Annotated in this window: 14 protein-coding genes; 7 read left to right on the top strand and 7 right to left on the bottom strand. The window is 63.9% G+C overall.

Going from position 1 to position 15,506, the window contains the following annotated elements; genetic code table 11:
• Positions 1–56 precede the first annotated feature (56 nt).
• The gene (locus tag HV744_RS08725; RefSeq protein ID WP_175149128.1) at positions 57–1,157 is read left to right on the top strand and encodes an MDR family MFS transporter; all 1,101 of its coding nucleotides are present in this window, start codon (positions 57–59) and stop codon (positions 1,155–1,157) included.
• 51 nt (positions 1,158–1,208) lie between these two features.
• Here HV744_RS08725 and HV744_RS08720 read toward each other — a convergent pair whose 3' ends face one another.
• Complete coding sequence (locus tag HV744_RS08720; RefSeq protein ID WP_175149127.1) at positions 1,209–1,916, bottom strand: FadR/GntR family transcriptional regulator; 708 nt, start codon at positions 1,914–1,916, stop codon at positions 1,209–1,211.
• A 203-nt stretch (positions 1,917–2,119) separates the two neighbouring features.
• Here HV744_RS08720 and dgoD point away from each other — a divergent pair, with 203 nt between their 5' ends.
• Together dgoD and HV744_RS08710 are read left to right on the top strand one after the other, a co-directional pair.
• On the top strand, positions 2,120–3,268 hold the full coding sequence (gene dgoD, locus HV744_RS08715) for a galactonate dehydratase (RefSeq protein ID WP_175149126.1): 1,149 nt from the start codon (positions 2,120–2,122) through the stop codon (positions 3,266–3,268).
• Positions 3,269–3,589: 321 nt separating this feature from the next.
• The gene (locus HV744_RS08710) at positions 3,590–3,892 is read left to right on the top strand and encodes a hypothetical protein (RefSeq protein ID WP_175149125.1); all 303 of its coding nucleotides are present in this window, start codon (positions 3,590–3,592) and stop codon (positions 3,890–3,892) included.
• A gap of 37 nt (positions 3,893–3,929) precedes the next feature.
• On the opposite strand, the gene HV744_RS08705 is transcribed toward HV744_RS08710, so the two are convergent.
• The gene (locus HV744_RS08705) at positions 3,930–4,859 is read right to left on the bottom strand and encodes a CopD family protein (protein ID WP_175149124.1); all 930 of its coding nucleotides are present in this window, start codon (positions 4,857–4,859) and stop codon (positions 3,930–3,932) included.
• The gene (copC, locus tag HV744_RS08700; protein ID WP_175149217.1) at positions 4,856–5,233 is read right to left on the bottom strand and encodes a copper homeostasis periplasmic binding protein CopC; all 378 of its coding nucleotides are present in this window, start codon (positions 5,231–5,233) and stop codon (positions 4,856–4,858) included. Before copC ends, HV744_RS08705 begins: the two co-directional genes overlap by 4 nt.
• Before the next feature lie 368 nt (positions 5,234–5,601).
• Between copC and HV744_RS08695 the strand changes: the two genes are divergently transcribed.
• From HV744_RS08695 to HV744_RS08680, 4 genes are all read left to right on the top strand, one after another.
• Positions 5,602–6,333, top strand: coding sequence for a c-type cytochrome (locus HV744_RS08695; RefSeq protein ID WP_175149123.1), 732 nt, complete (start codon positions 5,602–5,604; stop codon positions 6,331–6,333).
• A gap of 21 nt (positions 6,334–6,354) precedes the next feature.
• On the top strand, positions 6,355–7,653 hold the full coding sequence (locus HV744_RS08690; RefSeq protein WP_175149122.1) for a c-type cytochrome: 1,299 nt from the start codon (positions 6,355–6,357) through the stop codon (positions 7,651–7,653).
• Between the two features lie 120 nt (positions 7,654–7,773).
• Complete coding sequence (trhA, locus tag HV744_RS08685) at positions 7,774–8,394, top strand: PAQR family membrane homeostasis protein TrhA (RefSeq protein ID WP_175149121.1); 621 nt, start codon at positions 7,774–7,776, stop codon at positions 8,392–8,394.
• A gap of 212 nt (positions 8,395–8,606) precedes the next feature.
• Positions 8,607–10,178, top strand: a complete 1,572-nt coding sequence (locus HV744_RS08680) for a DEAD/DEAH box helicase (protein ID WP_175149120.1) — start codon at positions 8,607–8,609, stop codon at positions 10,176–10,178.
• Between the two features lie 49 nt (positions 10,179–10,227).
• Here HV744_RS08680 and HV744_RS08675 read toward each other — a convergent pair whose 3' ends face one another.
• The 4 genes from HV744_RS08675 to HV744_RS08660 form a co-directional block, all read right to left on the bottom strand.
• Entirely contained in the window at positions 10,228–10,752 is a 525-nt protein-coding gene (locus HV744_RS08675) for a hypothetical protein (RefSeq protein WP_175149119.1), read from the bottom strand.
• Positions 10,753–10,882: 130 nt separating this feature from the next.
• A complete protein-coding gene (locus HV744_RS08670; protein ID WP_175149118.1) occupies positions 10,883–11,710 on the bottom strand; it encodes a ferritin-like domain-containing protein in 828 nt (275 codons plus the stop codon).
• Between the two features lie 347 nt (positions 11,711–12,057).
• The gene (locus tag HV744_RS08665) at positions 12,058–13,422 is read right to left on the bottom strand and encodes an MFS transporter (RefSeq protein WP_175149117.1); all 1,365 of its coding nucleotides are present in this window, start codon (positions 13,420–13,422) and stop codon (positions 12,058–12,060) included.
• A gap of 300 nt (positions 13,423–13,722) precedes the next feature.
• A complete protein-coding gene (locus HV744_RS08660; protein ID WP_175149116.1) occupies positions 13,723–15,360 on the bottom strand; it encodes a gamma-glutamyltransferase family protein in 1,638 nt (545 codons plus the stop codon).
• Positions 15,361–15,506: the final 146 nt, after the last annotated feature.

Genomic DNA, 15,506 nt, shown 5'->3' with positions numbered 1-15,506 from the left:
CATTCGCGCAACCGACATAATAAGCATGCTTACTATATCGACGACCCCGCTCATTCATGTCTTCCGTCTCCTCGCCGACGAGCGCAGCCGCGCCGCTCAACCGGCCGATGATCACCATCTCGATCATGCTCGCGACGCTGATCCAGACGCTCGACAGCACGATCGCCAACGTGGCGCTGCCGCATATGCAGGGCACGCTGTCGGCGTCGCAGGATGAGATCACCTGGGTGCTGACCTCGTACATCGTCGCCGCCGCGATCGCGACGCCGCTCACCGGCTGGCTGTCCGACCGGCTGAGCGTGAAGCGTCTGCTGATCGTCGCGATTGGCGGCTTCACGGTGTCGTCGGCGCTGTGCGGGTTGTCGGAAACGCTGACGCAGATCGTCGCGTCGCGTTTGCTGCAAGGGATTTTCGGCGCATCGCTGGTGCCGCTGTCGCAGTCCATCCTGCTCGACATCAACCCGCGCGAAAAGCAGGGCCAGGCGATGGCGGTGTGGGGCATGGGCGTGATGGTCGGACCGATTCTCGGGCCGACGCTCGGCGGCTGGCTCACCGATAGCTACAACTGGCGCTGGGTGTTTTTCATCAACGTGCCGATCGGCGCGTTCGCGCTGTTCGGCGTGGCGACCTTCCTGCCCACGCGCGAGCCCAATCACGACGTCAAGTTCGACGCGTTCGGCTTCATCACGCTCGGTCTCGCGATCGGCGCATTGCAGGTCGTCTGGCCCGGTGTGATTCAAGGCTTCGGGCTCGGTCTGGTGTTCGTGCCGCTGAGCGCGCTGACCTTCTCGACGCTCGCGCCGGAACTGCGCGCGGACGGCACCGCGACGTACAGCCTGATGCGCAATATCGGCAGCAGTATCGGCATTTCGATCGTGCAGACGCTGATGACGCGCAACACGCAGGTCTCGCACGCGGACCTTGCGGCGAATATCACGCCGTTCAATCCGGCGATCCAGCCGATGCTGAACAGCGGCTCGAACTACGACATCGCAGCACTGAACGCGTCGATCACGCAGCAGGCGTCGATGATCGCCTATCTGAACGACTTCAAGCTGATGTTCGTGGCGACGCTGCTGGTGATTCCGCTGCTGCTGTTGATCCGGCCTTCAAGTAAGGCGCCGGATGCGTCGGTGGCGCATGCCGCGATGGATTGAGCGCGCAACACAACGACGAAAGCGGGCCGCGCATCTGCAACCTGCCCCACCTCACCCCTCGATCCGCCCCCGCGTCACCCCGAGCAACGACGCCATCGCCGCGCGCGCCGCAACCGCATCGCGCTCGCGAATCGCGTCGAACACCGCCGTATGCTCGGCCAGCGACGCGTTGAACACGTCCGCGCGCTTCGCATTCAGCCGCAATTGCGCTTCGAGCGTGCGCTCGATCAGCGTGCCGAGCGGAATCAGCAATTCGTTGCTGCATGCGGTCAGCACACTCAAATGAAACTGCAGATCGGCCCGCACCCATTCATCGACATTGCGCGCGGCGACCATCGCCGCATGCGCGGCCGCCAGCGCGCGGAACGTGTCGTCCGCGTGCGAAGCCGCTGCCAGACCCGCGGCGTACGGCTCGATCATCTCGCGCATTTCCTGCAGCTTGAGCGCGAACGTCATCGGCTCGGCGACGCGCGAGTACCAGTCGAGCAGATCGGCATCGAGCAGATTCCACGCGGGTTTCGGCCGCACGCGCGTGCCCACGCGCGGACGCGATTCGATCAGCCCTTTCGAGGTCAGCGTGCGCAACGCCTCGCGCAACACCGTGCGGCTCACGCCGAACGTCTCCATCAACTCCGCCTCGCGCGGCAGGATCGAGTCGGGCGCGTAATCGCCGCGCAGAATCGCTGTCGCCAGCAGATGGGCGACACGCCCATGCAGATCGTGCTGAATGGCTTTCTCCCAGCGGCCTTGCGGCGCCATTGATAGCGGAACTGAGCCCTGAACGAGCGCGCTTCGGCATCGCATCTTTTGATGCCCGCCACTTCGACGCCGTCCGTCGATGACCATCACCGGGTCAACATTTGACCAATAATACTATTAATAGTACTTAAACGCACTTTTGTTGTAGCATATGAATCCTCGAAATACTTCGCAGGCGCCCACGCCGCAAGGAGACGCACACCATGAAAATCACCAGGCTCGAAACCTTCATCGTTCCGCCGCGTTGGTGCTTCCTGAAGATCGAGACCGACGAGGGCATCGTCGGCTGGGGCGAGCCGGTGGTCGAAGGCCGCGCGCATACCGTCGCGGCCGCGGTGGAAGAGCTGGCCGACTATCTGATCGGCAAAGACCCGCTGCTGATCGAAGACCACTGGCAGGTGATGTATCGCGCGGGCTTCTACCGCGGCGGCCCGATCACGATGAGCGCGATCGCCGGCGTCGACCAGGCGCTGTGGGACATCAAGGGCAAGCATCATGGCGTGCCGGTGCATGCGCTGCTCGGCGGCCAGGTGCGCGACAAGATCAAGGTGTATTCGTGGATCGGCGGCGACCGTCCGAGCGACGTCGCGAATAACGCGCGCGCCGTGGTCGAACGCGGCTTCAAGGCCGTGAAGATGAACGGCTCGGAAGAGCTGCAGATCATCGACACCTTCGACAAGGTGCAAGGCGTGATCAACAACGTCGCGGCGGTGCGCGAGGCGGTCGGGCCGAACATCGGCATCGGCGTGGACTTCCACGGCCGCGTGCACAAGCCGATGGCAAAGGTGCTGGCGAAAGAACTCGACCCGTACAAGCTGCTCTTCATCGAAGAGCCGGTGCTGTCGGAGAACGCCGAAGCGCTGCGTGACATCGTCAACCAGACCAACACGCCGATCGCATTGGGCGAGCGTCTGTATTCGCGCTGGGACTTCAAGCACATTCTGGCGGGCGGCTACGTCGACATCATCCAGCCGGACGCATCGCACGCGGGTGGCATCACCGAATGCCGCAAGATCGCGTCGATGGCCGAAGCGTACGACGTCGCGCTCGCGCTGCATTGCCCGCTCGGTCCGATCGCGCTGGCCACCTGCCTGCAGATCGACGCGGTGAGCTACAACGCGTTCATCCAGGAACAGAGCCTCGGCATTCACTACAACCAGGGCAACGACCTGCTCGACTACATCAGGAACCCGGAAGTCTTCAAATACGAAGACGGCTTCGTGTCGATTCCGCAAGGTCCGGGCCTCGGCATCGAAGTCAACGAAGAGAAGGTGCGCAAGATGGCCAAGGTCGGGCATCGCTGGCGCAACCCGGTGTGGCGCCATGAGGACGGCAGCGTCGCCGAATGGTAACGGCGTGAATGAACACGGCGCGCGGGCGGCGTGTTCAAGCTGATGGGCAAGATCAGGCGGACCCGCTGACGCCGCATTGCAACCTGCCGCCCGACGACCCGCTAGCGCGTCACGATGACGTGACGCGCTAGCCGTCGCAGTAACGTAACATCCCGGACCGCGCACGCTGAAACAGGCGTTTTCCGAACCCATTCCCGCTCCACCCCATTTTGCGCAAAGCCTGATCCACGAAGGCTTTCACGCCGTTGGTTCGGCATCAGACATACGCATGGCCCACCCCTTGCTCAAATGCGTGCCAATGGCACACGCATCGGGCACATCATGGGCGAATTCCTTCCTGATTATCTGATCCGCGAACAGGCCGCCGTCGGCGCACTGGTCGCGTTCGGCGTGCTGCGCGTCATCGGCGCGATGCTCGCGTTCGAACGCGGGTGGCGCATCTCGGCGGTCGAGAAATGCTTCGTGGCCGCCGCGCTCGTCTATTGCCTGCCGCAGCTGTTCGATCTATTGACGCACATGAACGGCTCGCGCGCCGCCGGCGCCGAACTCGAAGGCAAAGCCGCGGGCTGCGCGATCGCGCTCTTCTTCGCGCCGATCGTCGGTCATCGGCTCGGCCTCGAATAAGCGGATTCAACGCGCTTGCGGTGCAGGCAGCGCCGCCTCAACCCAGCGCCGCGAACGCCGGCACGCTATGCGACAGCACCGCCGCGGCGACAAACGCGCCGATTATCGCGAGTGCTTCCAGGTACAGCACGTTGACGAAGGTATGCGCATCCATCGTCGACGCCGTGCGGCGCAGGCGCGGCAACGCCAGGAAACGGTTGAGTCCGCCGAGCACGAGCGCCAGCGCGACGAGCACGAGCTTCAGTGTCAACACATGGCCCCACGTGCTGAGTTGAATCGCTGCGAACGAGCCACCCGACCCACGCACGGCATTGAAAACGCCGGACAGCAGCACCAGCCCCACCGCCACCACCGACACACTCGACACCTGGGTCGCGGTACGGATCAGCATGCCGCGCGCGGTCGACGCGCCGAGCGCCGGCAGCACCGCCAGTCCCGCCGCCATCGCCAGCCCGCCCCACACGCCCGTCACGAGCACGTGCAGCGTTTGCATGCCGATCGCCGCCGAGGCCACGCCAGCATCGGCCGCATGCCCGAGCGACGCCTTGCCCGCGGCGACCGCGATCACCGCGAGCCACAGCAGCGCATTGCGCAGCATGCCCGTGTGGCCGGCCATGGCCGTGCCGAGCAACACCAGCGCGCCGGCAAACGCGACGCTCCAGCCGTAGCCGACATGCGTTTGCGTCAGCACGGTCGGCACCACGCCGAGCGCCGCCGGCAGCGCGACGCCGCTCATCGATGCCGCCTGATACAGCAGCCAGCCGAGGTCGGCGAGCACCAGCACGACGCTGGCCGTCAGCATCGAACGTTGCGCGCGCAGCCAGGCCGGACGCGCGGGCGAGATCTTCTGCTGAGCGTCTTTCGCGAGCCATGCGCCAAGCAGCGCCGAACCGACGGCAAATGCAAACGCGACATTCATGAGCGCGGCCATGGCGACCTGCCCGATCCACAGTCCGTCAATGCTCATTTGACGTTGAACGCGAAGTTGCCTTGGATACGGTGGCCATCCGTGGCAACCGCGATCCAGTGCACCGCATAGCGGCCCGCGCTCAACTGCGGCAGCGGCAGCCGCATGAGCCTGGCATCCTGCTGATCGACTTCCGATGCAGCCGCCGTGGCCGGCTTGCCGCCCGCGTCGGCAAGCGTGATCTTGCTGAAGGCCGGCTCGAGCGGCTCGGTGAAATGGATCGTCACTGCGGCGGGCGCAACGACTTCGGTGTTGGCCGCCGGCTCGCTCGACGCCAGATGCGCATGCGCAAATGCCGTGGACGTCGCAACCAGCGCCGCGGCGCCGAACATCAGCGCGCACAGCGCCGGTCGGGAAAAATGGAATAGCTTCATGTAAGGCCGATAGCTGATGAACAGGAAAACGGTGGGCGTCGAACCGGGCACGTCTGGTTCGGACAGCGGCCGGCGAGCCCGGAAGTGTACGCTTCGATGGCTCACGCGGGCATCGGTTCAACCTGCTTTGATGAACGACATGCGGCGCGTCGCGCTAGCGGCACTGATCGCACAGCAAATATGAGATGGCAAAAACATCGCTTGAAGCAGCGCTGCGCGTCAAACTGTCGCACAGCGATCACACCCGGAACCCTCTCTTCTGTGGCAAATAGTCACTATCACCCTTCGATGATAGAATGCCGCGTCGCCGCAGCGCCGGCTGCCCTTCACACCGAGCCGCTCGAAGTTCGGTCAGGTTCCCGATTTTGATGGAGTTACGCGTGTCTTCAAGACGCCTTTTCCGCCCGTTGCTTGCCCTTCTGCTGATCGGCTCCGCGGGCGTCTATAGCGCAGCGAAAGCGCAGACTCAACCGAAGGCCCCCGACACAATGGAAGCGCGCGTGCAAGGCTGCACGGCATGCCACGGCTCGCATGGGCAAGGAACCGACAACGACTACTTCCCGCGCCTGGCGGGCAAGCCGGCCGACTATCTGTTCAATCAGTTGCAGAACTTCCGTGAAGGGCGCCGCAAGTACCCGCCGATGAACTATCTCGTCACGTACCTTTCGGACGACTATCTTCACAAGATCGCGACGTACTTCTCGCAGCAGCGTCCGCCGTATCCGCCGCCGGCCAGGCCGACGGTGTCGGCGGCCACGCTCGCGCGCGGCCAGCAGATCGTGCTGAACGGCGACGCGTCGAAGCAGATTCCGGCTTGCGCCGCATGCCACGGCAACGCTCTGACGGGTATGGAACCGGCTATTCCGGGTCTCGTCGGTCTGCACTCCGATTACATCAGCGCACAGCTTGGCGCATGGCGCTCGGGCACGCGTCACGCGATCGCGCCTGACTGCATGCACACCATCGCCACGCGTCTGACCGACGAAGACGTGAACGCCGTTGCGGCATGGCTTTCCACGCAGCAGGCTCCACAAAACCCCGTGCCGGCTCCGGCCCGCTCGTTGAAGACTCCGCTTGCCTGCGGCAGCGAACCGCAATAAGGCACCGGGAGAGACACTCAAATGAAACGCAAGTCTTTGTTCGCCCTCTCGGCAGTCGTCGTGGTTGCGGCTGCCGCACTCGTTCCCGTCCTCTGGTCGGGCGGCGACAACCTGCATAACGGCTCGGCGATGGCCGCCACGCCCGCCGACCAGGCCGAACTGATCAAGAAGGGCGAGTACCTCGCCCGCGCCGGCGACTGTATCGCCTGCCACACGGTGCGCGGCGGCAAGCAGTTCGCCGGCGGCCTGCCGATGGCCACGCCGTTCGGCACGATGTTCACGCCGAACATCACGCCCGACGACCAGTACGGCATCGGCAAGTGGACCCAGGACGACTTCTACCGCGCGATGCACACCGGCCGCTCGAAAGACGGCAGCCTGCTGTATCCGGGCTTCCCGTTCACGAGCTACACGAAGGTCACGCGCGCCGACTCGGATGCGATCTACGCGTTCCTGCGCTCGGTCACGCCGGTCAACGTGCCGAGCCGTCCGCACGAACTGAAATTCCCGTTCAACCAGCGCAACATGCTGATCGGCTGGCGCACGCTGTTCTTCCGGGAAGGCGAGTTCAAGCCGGATCCGACCAAGTCGGTCGAATGGAACCGCGGCGCGTACCTGATCGAAGGCCTCGGCCACTGCAGCATGTGCCACACGTCGATCAACGCGATGGGCGGCCCGGTCAATTCGGCGGCGTTTGCCGGCGGCCTGATTCCGCTGCAGAACTGGTACGCACCGTCGTTGACGTCGAACCGCGAAGCCGGTCTCGGCGACTGGGACCTCAAGGACATCGCCGATCTGCTAAAGACCGGCGTGTCGAACCGCGGCGCGGTGTTCGGTCCGATGGCTGAAGTGGTTCACAACAGCCTGCAGTACATGTCGGACGAAGATATCAACGCGATGGCCACGTACCTGAAGACGATTCCGCAAAAGAGCGAGGCGCCTGAGCAACTGCAGCTCGAAACGTCGGAAAAGTTCGGCGGCGAACTGTTGAAGCAAGGTCAGAAGATCTACGCTGACAACTGCGCGAAGTGCCACGCGGAAAATGGCCTCGGCCAGCCGCCGGCATTCCCGCCGCTCGCGAATAACCAGTCGATCCAGATGCCGTCGGCGGTCAACCCGATCCGCATGGTGCTGAACGGCGGTTACCCGCCGAGCACGGACGCCAACCCGCATCCGTACGGCATGCCGCCGTTCGCGCAAGCGCTGTCGAATCAGGAAGTGGCGGCGGTTGTGACGTACATTCGTATGTCCTGGGGCAACCACGGCACGGCCGTGTCGCCGCAGCAAGTGGCCGATCTGCGTTCGGCGCCGCTCGACTAGGCAGCGTTCGATGCACCCAGGGCGCGGCCTGCGAAATTCGCGGCCGCGCCCTTCGTTTTTTCAGGACCGGTATCATGTGGGCACTTTTGTCCTTATGAAACCGCGCAGGAGGAAAGAGCCGTGCATGTCGGTGAGCGTTTCAACAGCATTACCCACCTCGTCGGCGCCGTGCTGTCGGTGGTGGGGCTTGCTGCGCTCGTCACGATGGGCGCGCTCGACGGCGACGCGTACAAGGTGGTCAGCTTCAGCGTGTACGGTGCGATGCTGTTCGTGCTGTATGCTATCTCGACGCTCTACCACAGCGTGCGTAACCCGCGCGTGAAAGCGGTTCTGCAGAAATGCGACCATTCGGCGATCTACCTGCTGATCGCCGGCAGCTATACTCCGTTCACGCTTGTCACGTTGCGCGGACCATGGGGCTGGTCGCTATTCGGCGTAAGCTGGGGGCTTGCCGCTCTCGGCATCGTGCAGGAACTGACGCTCGGGCGACGCACCCGCAGCGTTTCGATGGTGCTGTATGTCTTGATGGGATGGCTCGCGCTCGTTGCCGTCCGCCCGCTGGTGCAAGCATTACCAGCAGCGGGTACCGCCTGGCTCGTGGCCGGCGGAGTCATCTACAGCGCCGGCATCTACTTCTTCATCAACGACGAGCGCATCCGGCACGGACATGGTATCTGGCACCTGTTCGTACTGGCGGGCAGTCTGTGTCAATTCGTCAGTGTTGCGCGCTATGTCGCGTGACACCCCACGGCGACGAAATGCAACTTAAGGCCAGTCAACGTGTCTGCTTAGCGCGTTGAAGCATTCGGCACGTGTTTGAGCGTGCCGCCGATTTCTCAGCGACCGGAACTGGGCTTGGGCCTCGAGCGCGCCATGCGGGCATGTTCATGCCGTATTTATGCCCGCCTGGGCCCATTTGTGCCGTTCGCGAAACTGCATTGCAAAGAGCTTTTATGTCTTTTGATTCCCTCGGCTTGTCCGAACCGCTGGTCCGCGCTGTCAACGAACTCGGCTACACCACGCCGACTCCGATCCAGACGCAAGCCATCCCCGCCGTGCTCAACGGCGGCGACCTGCTGGCCGGCGCACAGACCGGCACCGGCAAGACCGCCGGCTTCACGCTGCCGATCCTGCAGCGTCTCAATTCGATGCCCGCCGTCGCCACGGCTTCGGGCAAGCGCGCGGTGCGCGCACTGATCCTCACGCCGACGCGTGAGCTGGCCGCCCAGGTCGAAGAAAGCGTGCGCGCCTATGGCAAGTACCTGAAGCTGAAGTCGACCGTGATGTTCGGCGGCGTCGGCATCAATCCGCAGATCGGCGCGCTGAAGAGCGGCGTGGATATCGTCGTCGCGACGCCGGGCCGATTGCTCGACCACATGCAGCAGAAGACCATCGACCTGTCGCATCTCGAGATTCTCGTGCTCGACGAAGCCGACCGCATGCTCGACATGGGCTTCATTCACGACATCAAGCGCGTGCTCGCGAAGCTGCCGCCGAAGCGTCAGAACCTGCTGTTCTCGGCCACCTTCTCCGACGAGATCAAGACCCTCGCCGACAACCTGCTCGACTCGCCGGCACTGATCGAAGTCGCGCGCCGCAATACCACGGCCGAAACGGTCGCGCAAAAGATTCACCCGGTGGATCGCGACAAGAAACGCGAGTTGCTCACGCATCTGATCAAGCAGCACAACTGGTTCCAGGTGCTGGTGTTCACGCGCACCAAACACGGCGCCAACCGGCTCGCCGAGCAGCTGACCAGGGACGGCATCAGCGCGCTCGCGATTCACGGCAACAAGAGCCAGTCGGCCCGCACGCGCGCGCTCGCCGAGTTCAAGGACGGCACGCTGCAGGTGCTGGTGGCGACGGACATCGCCGCACGCGGCATCGATATCGATCAACTGCCGCACGTGGTCAACTTCGACCTGCCGAACGTGCCGGAAGACTACGTGCACCGCATCGGCCGCACGGGCCGCGCGGGCGCGACGGGCGAAGCGGTGTCGCTGGTGTGCGTCGACGAACTGCAATTGCTGAAGGACATCGAGAAGCTGATCAAGCGTGCGGTGCCGCAGGAAGTGATCGCCGGTTTCGAACCGGACCCGACCGCGAAGCCGGAGCCGATCCTGCGCCGCGGCCAAGGCGGCGGCGGTGGCGGACGTTCGCCGCGCCAAGGTCAAGGCGCGCCGAAGCGTGACGGTGCGGCGGCGGCGAAGCCGGCGCAACGCTCGGGTCAACGTCCGGCAAACGGTCAGCAGCAACCGAAGCCGCAAGGCGCGAAGCCGGCCGGTGGCAACGGCAGCGGCAATGGCAACGGCGGTCAACCACGCCGCGACGGTCAGCGTCACGACGACCGGCCGCGCGCCGTCGCGCATGAAGGCAGCGCCGCGCAACATGCGCCGCGCAAGCCTCAAGGCAACAAGCCGCAAAGCAGCAATCCGGGTGCGTTGCTGGGCGGCGCGAAGCCGCGCAACGACACACACGCGCCGCGTGGCAACCAGCCGTCGCGCAGCGGCCAGCGCGGCCGTTAAGCTTCGAGGCTGCCGACCCGCCGGCCGTCGTCCCTTGTCGTTGGACTCACTAACGGCTGGCCGCGGCGGCGGCTTGCTTCAGGTGCTCGATCTGCCGTTCCCACCGGTCGAGCACCACACTTCCCTCCCCTTCCAGTTCGAACGTAATGCCGCTTGTCAGGCGCGCATAACGCACGCTCTGCGCCTCGGCTGTATCGATCGAGCCGATCAGATAGACCAGCCCGCTGTCGTCGCCGGCAACACCGGCTAGCGGCGTGACAAGCAACTGCACCTGATAGAACGCTGCATCGCAAACGAAGCTGAGCGCGGCGCGTCCGCTTTGCGCAATCGCGCGCGTCGCCCTCGCTTGCGGCCACAACGCGATGCACAACGTGCGCGAGTCAGGCGCGTACAACTCGCCGACACTGAGCAGCGACGTACGCACATGGCCATTCGCATCGACGCTCAGCAAAGACGCGGTGAACCCCGTCTTGCTCGCCAGCGACGAACCGTCGAACAACGCGCGCACGGCATCGGGCCATTCGTCGAACACGTTCTGTTCGAGCGGACGTGCGGGCGCGGAAGAATCGCTCATGCTGTAGCCCCGGTTGAAAGTGGACAAGCCTCAATCATGCCTCGAAAAAAGAATGACCCGCATTGCAGGCCATTCTTCGTCGTGTCGTTGCGTGGTTACGCAGGGGTTACGCACGCGTTACGCCGCAGGTTCAGCGAAAGAACACATGCTGCGTGATCTTCGCGAGCGGATAGTGCACGCCCGGCTGAATCTTCGCCGGCAGATCGAGCGGCTTGAGCAGCATCTTCACGCACATGTCGGCGGACAGGTTGCGCCGCACCAGCGTATTGATACGCGCCGCGCGGTCCCGGTTATAAGCCGAATCGTGCACGCGCTCCGGATAGCGAATTGCGAACACGTGGCGCAACGCAATCTCCGAATCTTCGTTCTTGATCTCCATCACGCGACGCATCAACGCGCCGAGTACGGCGAGACGGCCGTTGCCTTCGATCTTGTTGTACTTCTTGAAGAACTTGAAGAAGTGCTTGTAGTGACGGACTTCGTCGGTGCGGATGTTGTCGGTGATCTGCTTGAGCACCGGTTCGTCCGAACATTCGCCGATCGCGCGATACAACGTTGCCGTGCCGGTTTCCACCACGCAGCGCGCGACCATTTCAAGCGCGCGGGTCTTTTCGAAATCTTCGACCGAGCAGGTCAGCGAATACTCGTCCATGAAATGACGGAACGCGGTGTCCCAGTCGAATTCGGGCCACACGTAGGCGACATACGTTTTGAGCGCGCGGCCATGCTGCATTTCTTCCGGCTCCCACTCGTTGTTGAGCCAGGCCGAGACTTCAGGATCGCCGTTGAAAAACGTGCTCAGATTGCTGGTGTAAACATCAGTGCCGCTTTCAATAAACGAAGCCGCGCACAATAGCAACAGCAGATCTTCGTTAGCGACGGCCTTCTGCCGATCAATGCGGGTGAGGTCGATGTCCTCGATCCGCCAGGGCATGACATGGTTCAGCTCGGTGTGCATCGTGTCTTGCTCCGAATGCTATATCGACTCGTCAACATGCTCGCAACCGCCCGCACTCGCCGTGGCGATTCGCCGTGTCGGATACAGCGCCTTGAATTAGAGTTAACCCCTTGTATCTGCATCTTAGCCGGTGTTTCCCAACTCTGCAGGCAACCCGGCACAGACCATGCCGGTCGCCCGCAGTTCCAGTTCAAGGGTAGTCGAAACCTTCGGCCGCAGAAAAATATCGTGCGCGAGGCGTAAAAAAAGCCAGCTCGAAGAGCTGGCTTTAAGCTGGGCATCAAGCCCTGCGCGTCAGGTCTGACAAGGCCGGCGGCGGCGCCCGCAAGCGCCGCGACAGCCTGCGCTCAGGCGGGCTGAACGCTGGGCACCCGAGTCACGCGGCGCATGCGCCGGGCCACGATGATCAGCGATACGCCCGACAGCACCGCGGCGATCAGCACGTAGTAACTTGGCGCAAGCTTGTCGCCGGTCAAATGAATGAAGGTCTCGACGATCGTCGGCGCGAAGCCGCCGAAGATCGTCACGCCGATGCTGTAACCAATTGAAAGACCGGTCGAGCGCACCTGGGTCGGAAAGATCTCCGACATCAGCGAGGGCATCGGTCCGGAGTAAGCGGCCTTGAAGATACCCGCCGTGCCTTGCAGCACCAACAGCCAGCCGACCGTCGGATGCGACTGCAGCCACGCGAACATAGGATAGATCAGCGAGCCCATCAGGATCGACGTAGTCAGCATGATGCGAATCCGGCCGATGCGGTCGGACAATGCGCCCATCACCGGCGACAGCAGAAACTGCAGTCCGCCGTTGAGCACCACCACGCCGAACGACGCGGCCGCCGGCATGTGCAACTGCTTGACCGCGTACATCGGCATGTAGAGTTGCAGCACGTACACGCCGACCGTCGACTGCGCAACGATGCCGATCGCGAGCAGCAGGTTGACCCACTGGTTGGCGAACGACGCGCCCTTCTCTTCGCTCGCGCTGTTGCGCTCGCCGGCCGCCTCGCGCGCTTTGCGCATTTCGAGGAACTCCGGCGTCTCGTCGAGATGCGAGCGGATGTAGAAGCCCACCGGCCCGACCAGCAATCCGAACACGAACGGCAGGCGCCAGCCCCAGCTATTGAGCTGCTCGGGCGGCATCCATGCGGTCAGCAGCGAGCCGAAGGCTGCGGCGATGATCGCCGCCAGCCCCTGGCTCGCGAACTGCCAGCTCGCGTAATAGCCGCGGCGCGACGCGCTGTGCTCGACCATGAAGGCGGTCGCGCTGCCGAACTCGCCGCCCACCGCGAAGCCTTGCACGAGTCGCGCGAGCAGGATCAGCAACGGCGCCGCAATGCCGATCGACGCATACGGCGGCATCACGGCCATCGTGAAGGTGCCGACCATCATCAGTGCGATCGCGAGCGTGAGCGCCGCCTTGCGGCCCTTGCGGTCGCCGTAGATGCCGAGCACGATGGCGCCCAGCGGGCGCATCAGGAACGAGATGCCGAAGGTGGCGATGGTGAGCAGCGTCGAGAGCCACTCGTCCTGCATCGGGAAAAACTGTTTGGCGATGATGGTCGCGAAGTAGCCGTAGACCAGAAAGTCGAACCACTCGAGCGCATTGCCGACCGATGACGAAAACACGATCCGCCGCACCATCGCTTTGGAAAGCGGTGCGGACGACGCATGAGGGGATGCTGTCGCGGATGGCGACGCGGGGGTGTGCATGATCTCTCCTGCTGCCTTATTGGATGCCTGGTTTGACGCCCGATGCCTGGGTGTACCCGCTGTTTGTGAAGCGCCACTGGCGCCCCATGTGGCTGATTTCGCGCAATGCCGGCGCTCACGCGCAGGCCCATCGGCTTGCACGCACTTCCCCCGCTATGACCACCGCGCAATGAAGTGCGAACCACGCGACACGCAGTGCCCGCTGCCCCGGCGAGCCCAGCTCAGCGAAGCGCCGCCGGGGCGTTGCCAGAAGCGGCAGCGACAGCCCCGGCGGCGCTTCGCATCACGTGGCTGAATGAGTTAGAACCCGGCGGCCAGGCCATCGCGGCGGCTGTCGCTTGCCGCCACATAGCCGCGCTCCGGTTCGTTGCGATCGAGCTTCCAGATGTACTGGCCAGAGCCGAAGTCCATGTACGGATCGTCGACCGACTTGATCGTGTGGCCCAGCTTCTGCAACGCCTCGGCGGTGTTCGGATTGAGCGTCGCTTCGATGTCGATCGTGAAGTCGCGGTTGACCTTCCAGCGCGGCGCATCGCACGCGGCCTGCGGCTGCTGGCCGTAGTCGAGCATCCGCACGACCGATTGCAGATGACCTTGCGGCTGCATGTCGCCGCCCATCACGCCGAAGCTCATCACCGCTTCCTGCTGGCCGTTCACCTGCTGCGTGAGGAACGACGGGATGATCGTGTGGAACGGCCGCTTGCCGCCTTCCACCACGTTCGGCGACTTCGGGTCCATCGAGAAGCCGCAGCCGCGGTTCTGCATCGCGATGCCGCTGTCCGGCACCACGATGCCCGAGCCGAAGCCCATGTAGTTCGACTGGATGAAGCTCACCATCATGCCGCGCTCGTCCGCCACCGACATGTAGATGGTGCCGCCGGCCTTCGGCATGCCGAAGTCGAACTGCGTCGCGCGCTTGTGATCGATCAGCTTCGCGCGCGACGTGAGGTACGCGTCGTCGAGCATCTGCTCGGGCGTGACTTCCATCGAGCGCGGATCGGCGACGTAGCGGTAGGCATCGGCGAACGCCAGCTTCATCGCTTCGATCTGCAGATGCTGCGACTCGACGCTGTCGACCGCCAGCCCCTTCACATCGAATTTTTCGAGGATGCCCAGCGCGATCAGCGCCGCAATGCCCTGGCCGTTTGGCGGAATCTCATGCACGGTGTAGCCGCGATAATCCTTGCCGATCGGCTCGACCCAGTCAGCGCGGTAATTGCGCAGATCGTCGAGCGTCAGCGCGGCGCCGCCTTCACGTGCAAACGCGGCAATCCGCTCGGCAATCTCGCCTTCGTAGTACGCACGCGGACCTTGCTCGGCGAGCTTGCGCAGCGTCTTCGCGTGGCCGGGAAAGCGCACCAGTTCACTCACTTGCGGCGCGCGGCCGCGCGGCATGAAGGTTTGCGCGAAGCCCGGCAGGTCCTTCAACTCCGGCACGGCCGCCGCCCACTTGTAGGCAACGATGCTCGCCACCGCATGACCGCGCTCGGCGATCTCGATCGCCGGCTCCATCAGGTCGGCAAACGGCAGCGAGCCGAATTTCTGATGCAGCGCTTCCCAGCCGGCGATCACGCCAGGCACCGTCACCGCATCCCAGCCACGCTTGGGCTGCTTCGCGAGGCCGTTTTCCTCGCCGTATTTGCGCTTGAAGTAGTCGACGTTCCACGCCGCCGGCGATACGCCCGACGCGTTCAGGCCATGCAGCTTCTTGCCGTCCCACACCAGCGCGAACGCGTCGCCGCCAAGGCCGCACGACACCGGTTCGACCACCGTGATGGCGGCCGCCGCTGCGATCGCTGCATCGACGGCATTGCCGCCCTTCCACAGCATGCGCAGCCCGGCTTGCGCGGCGAGCGGATGTGAAGTCGAAACGATGTTGCGCGCGAATACAGGCAGACGCGGCGTCGGGTAGGGGTTTTGCCAGTTGAAGCCAGTCATGTCGAACACTCTCGATAGCGCGGTCCGGCTCGAGCAAGACGCCGGACACCATGGGAAACATGTAAGCGCGGGTCAACCGCGGAACCCTGGATTGCAGCGCGAACCGGCCCAAAAAACAAATTCATTTATCAAATGAATAAATGCGC

Origin of the sequence: Paraburkholderia ultramafica, assembly GCF_902859915.1 — a bacterium.
Classification (GTDB): domain Bacteria; phylum Pseudomonadota; class Gammaproteobacteria; order Burkholderiales; family Burkholderiaceae; genus Paraburkholderia; species Paraburkholderia ultramafica.
Note: the sequence above shows the minus strand (reverse complement) of the source record. Positions and strands in the feature narration are given on the sequence as shown.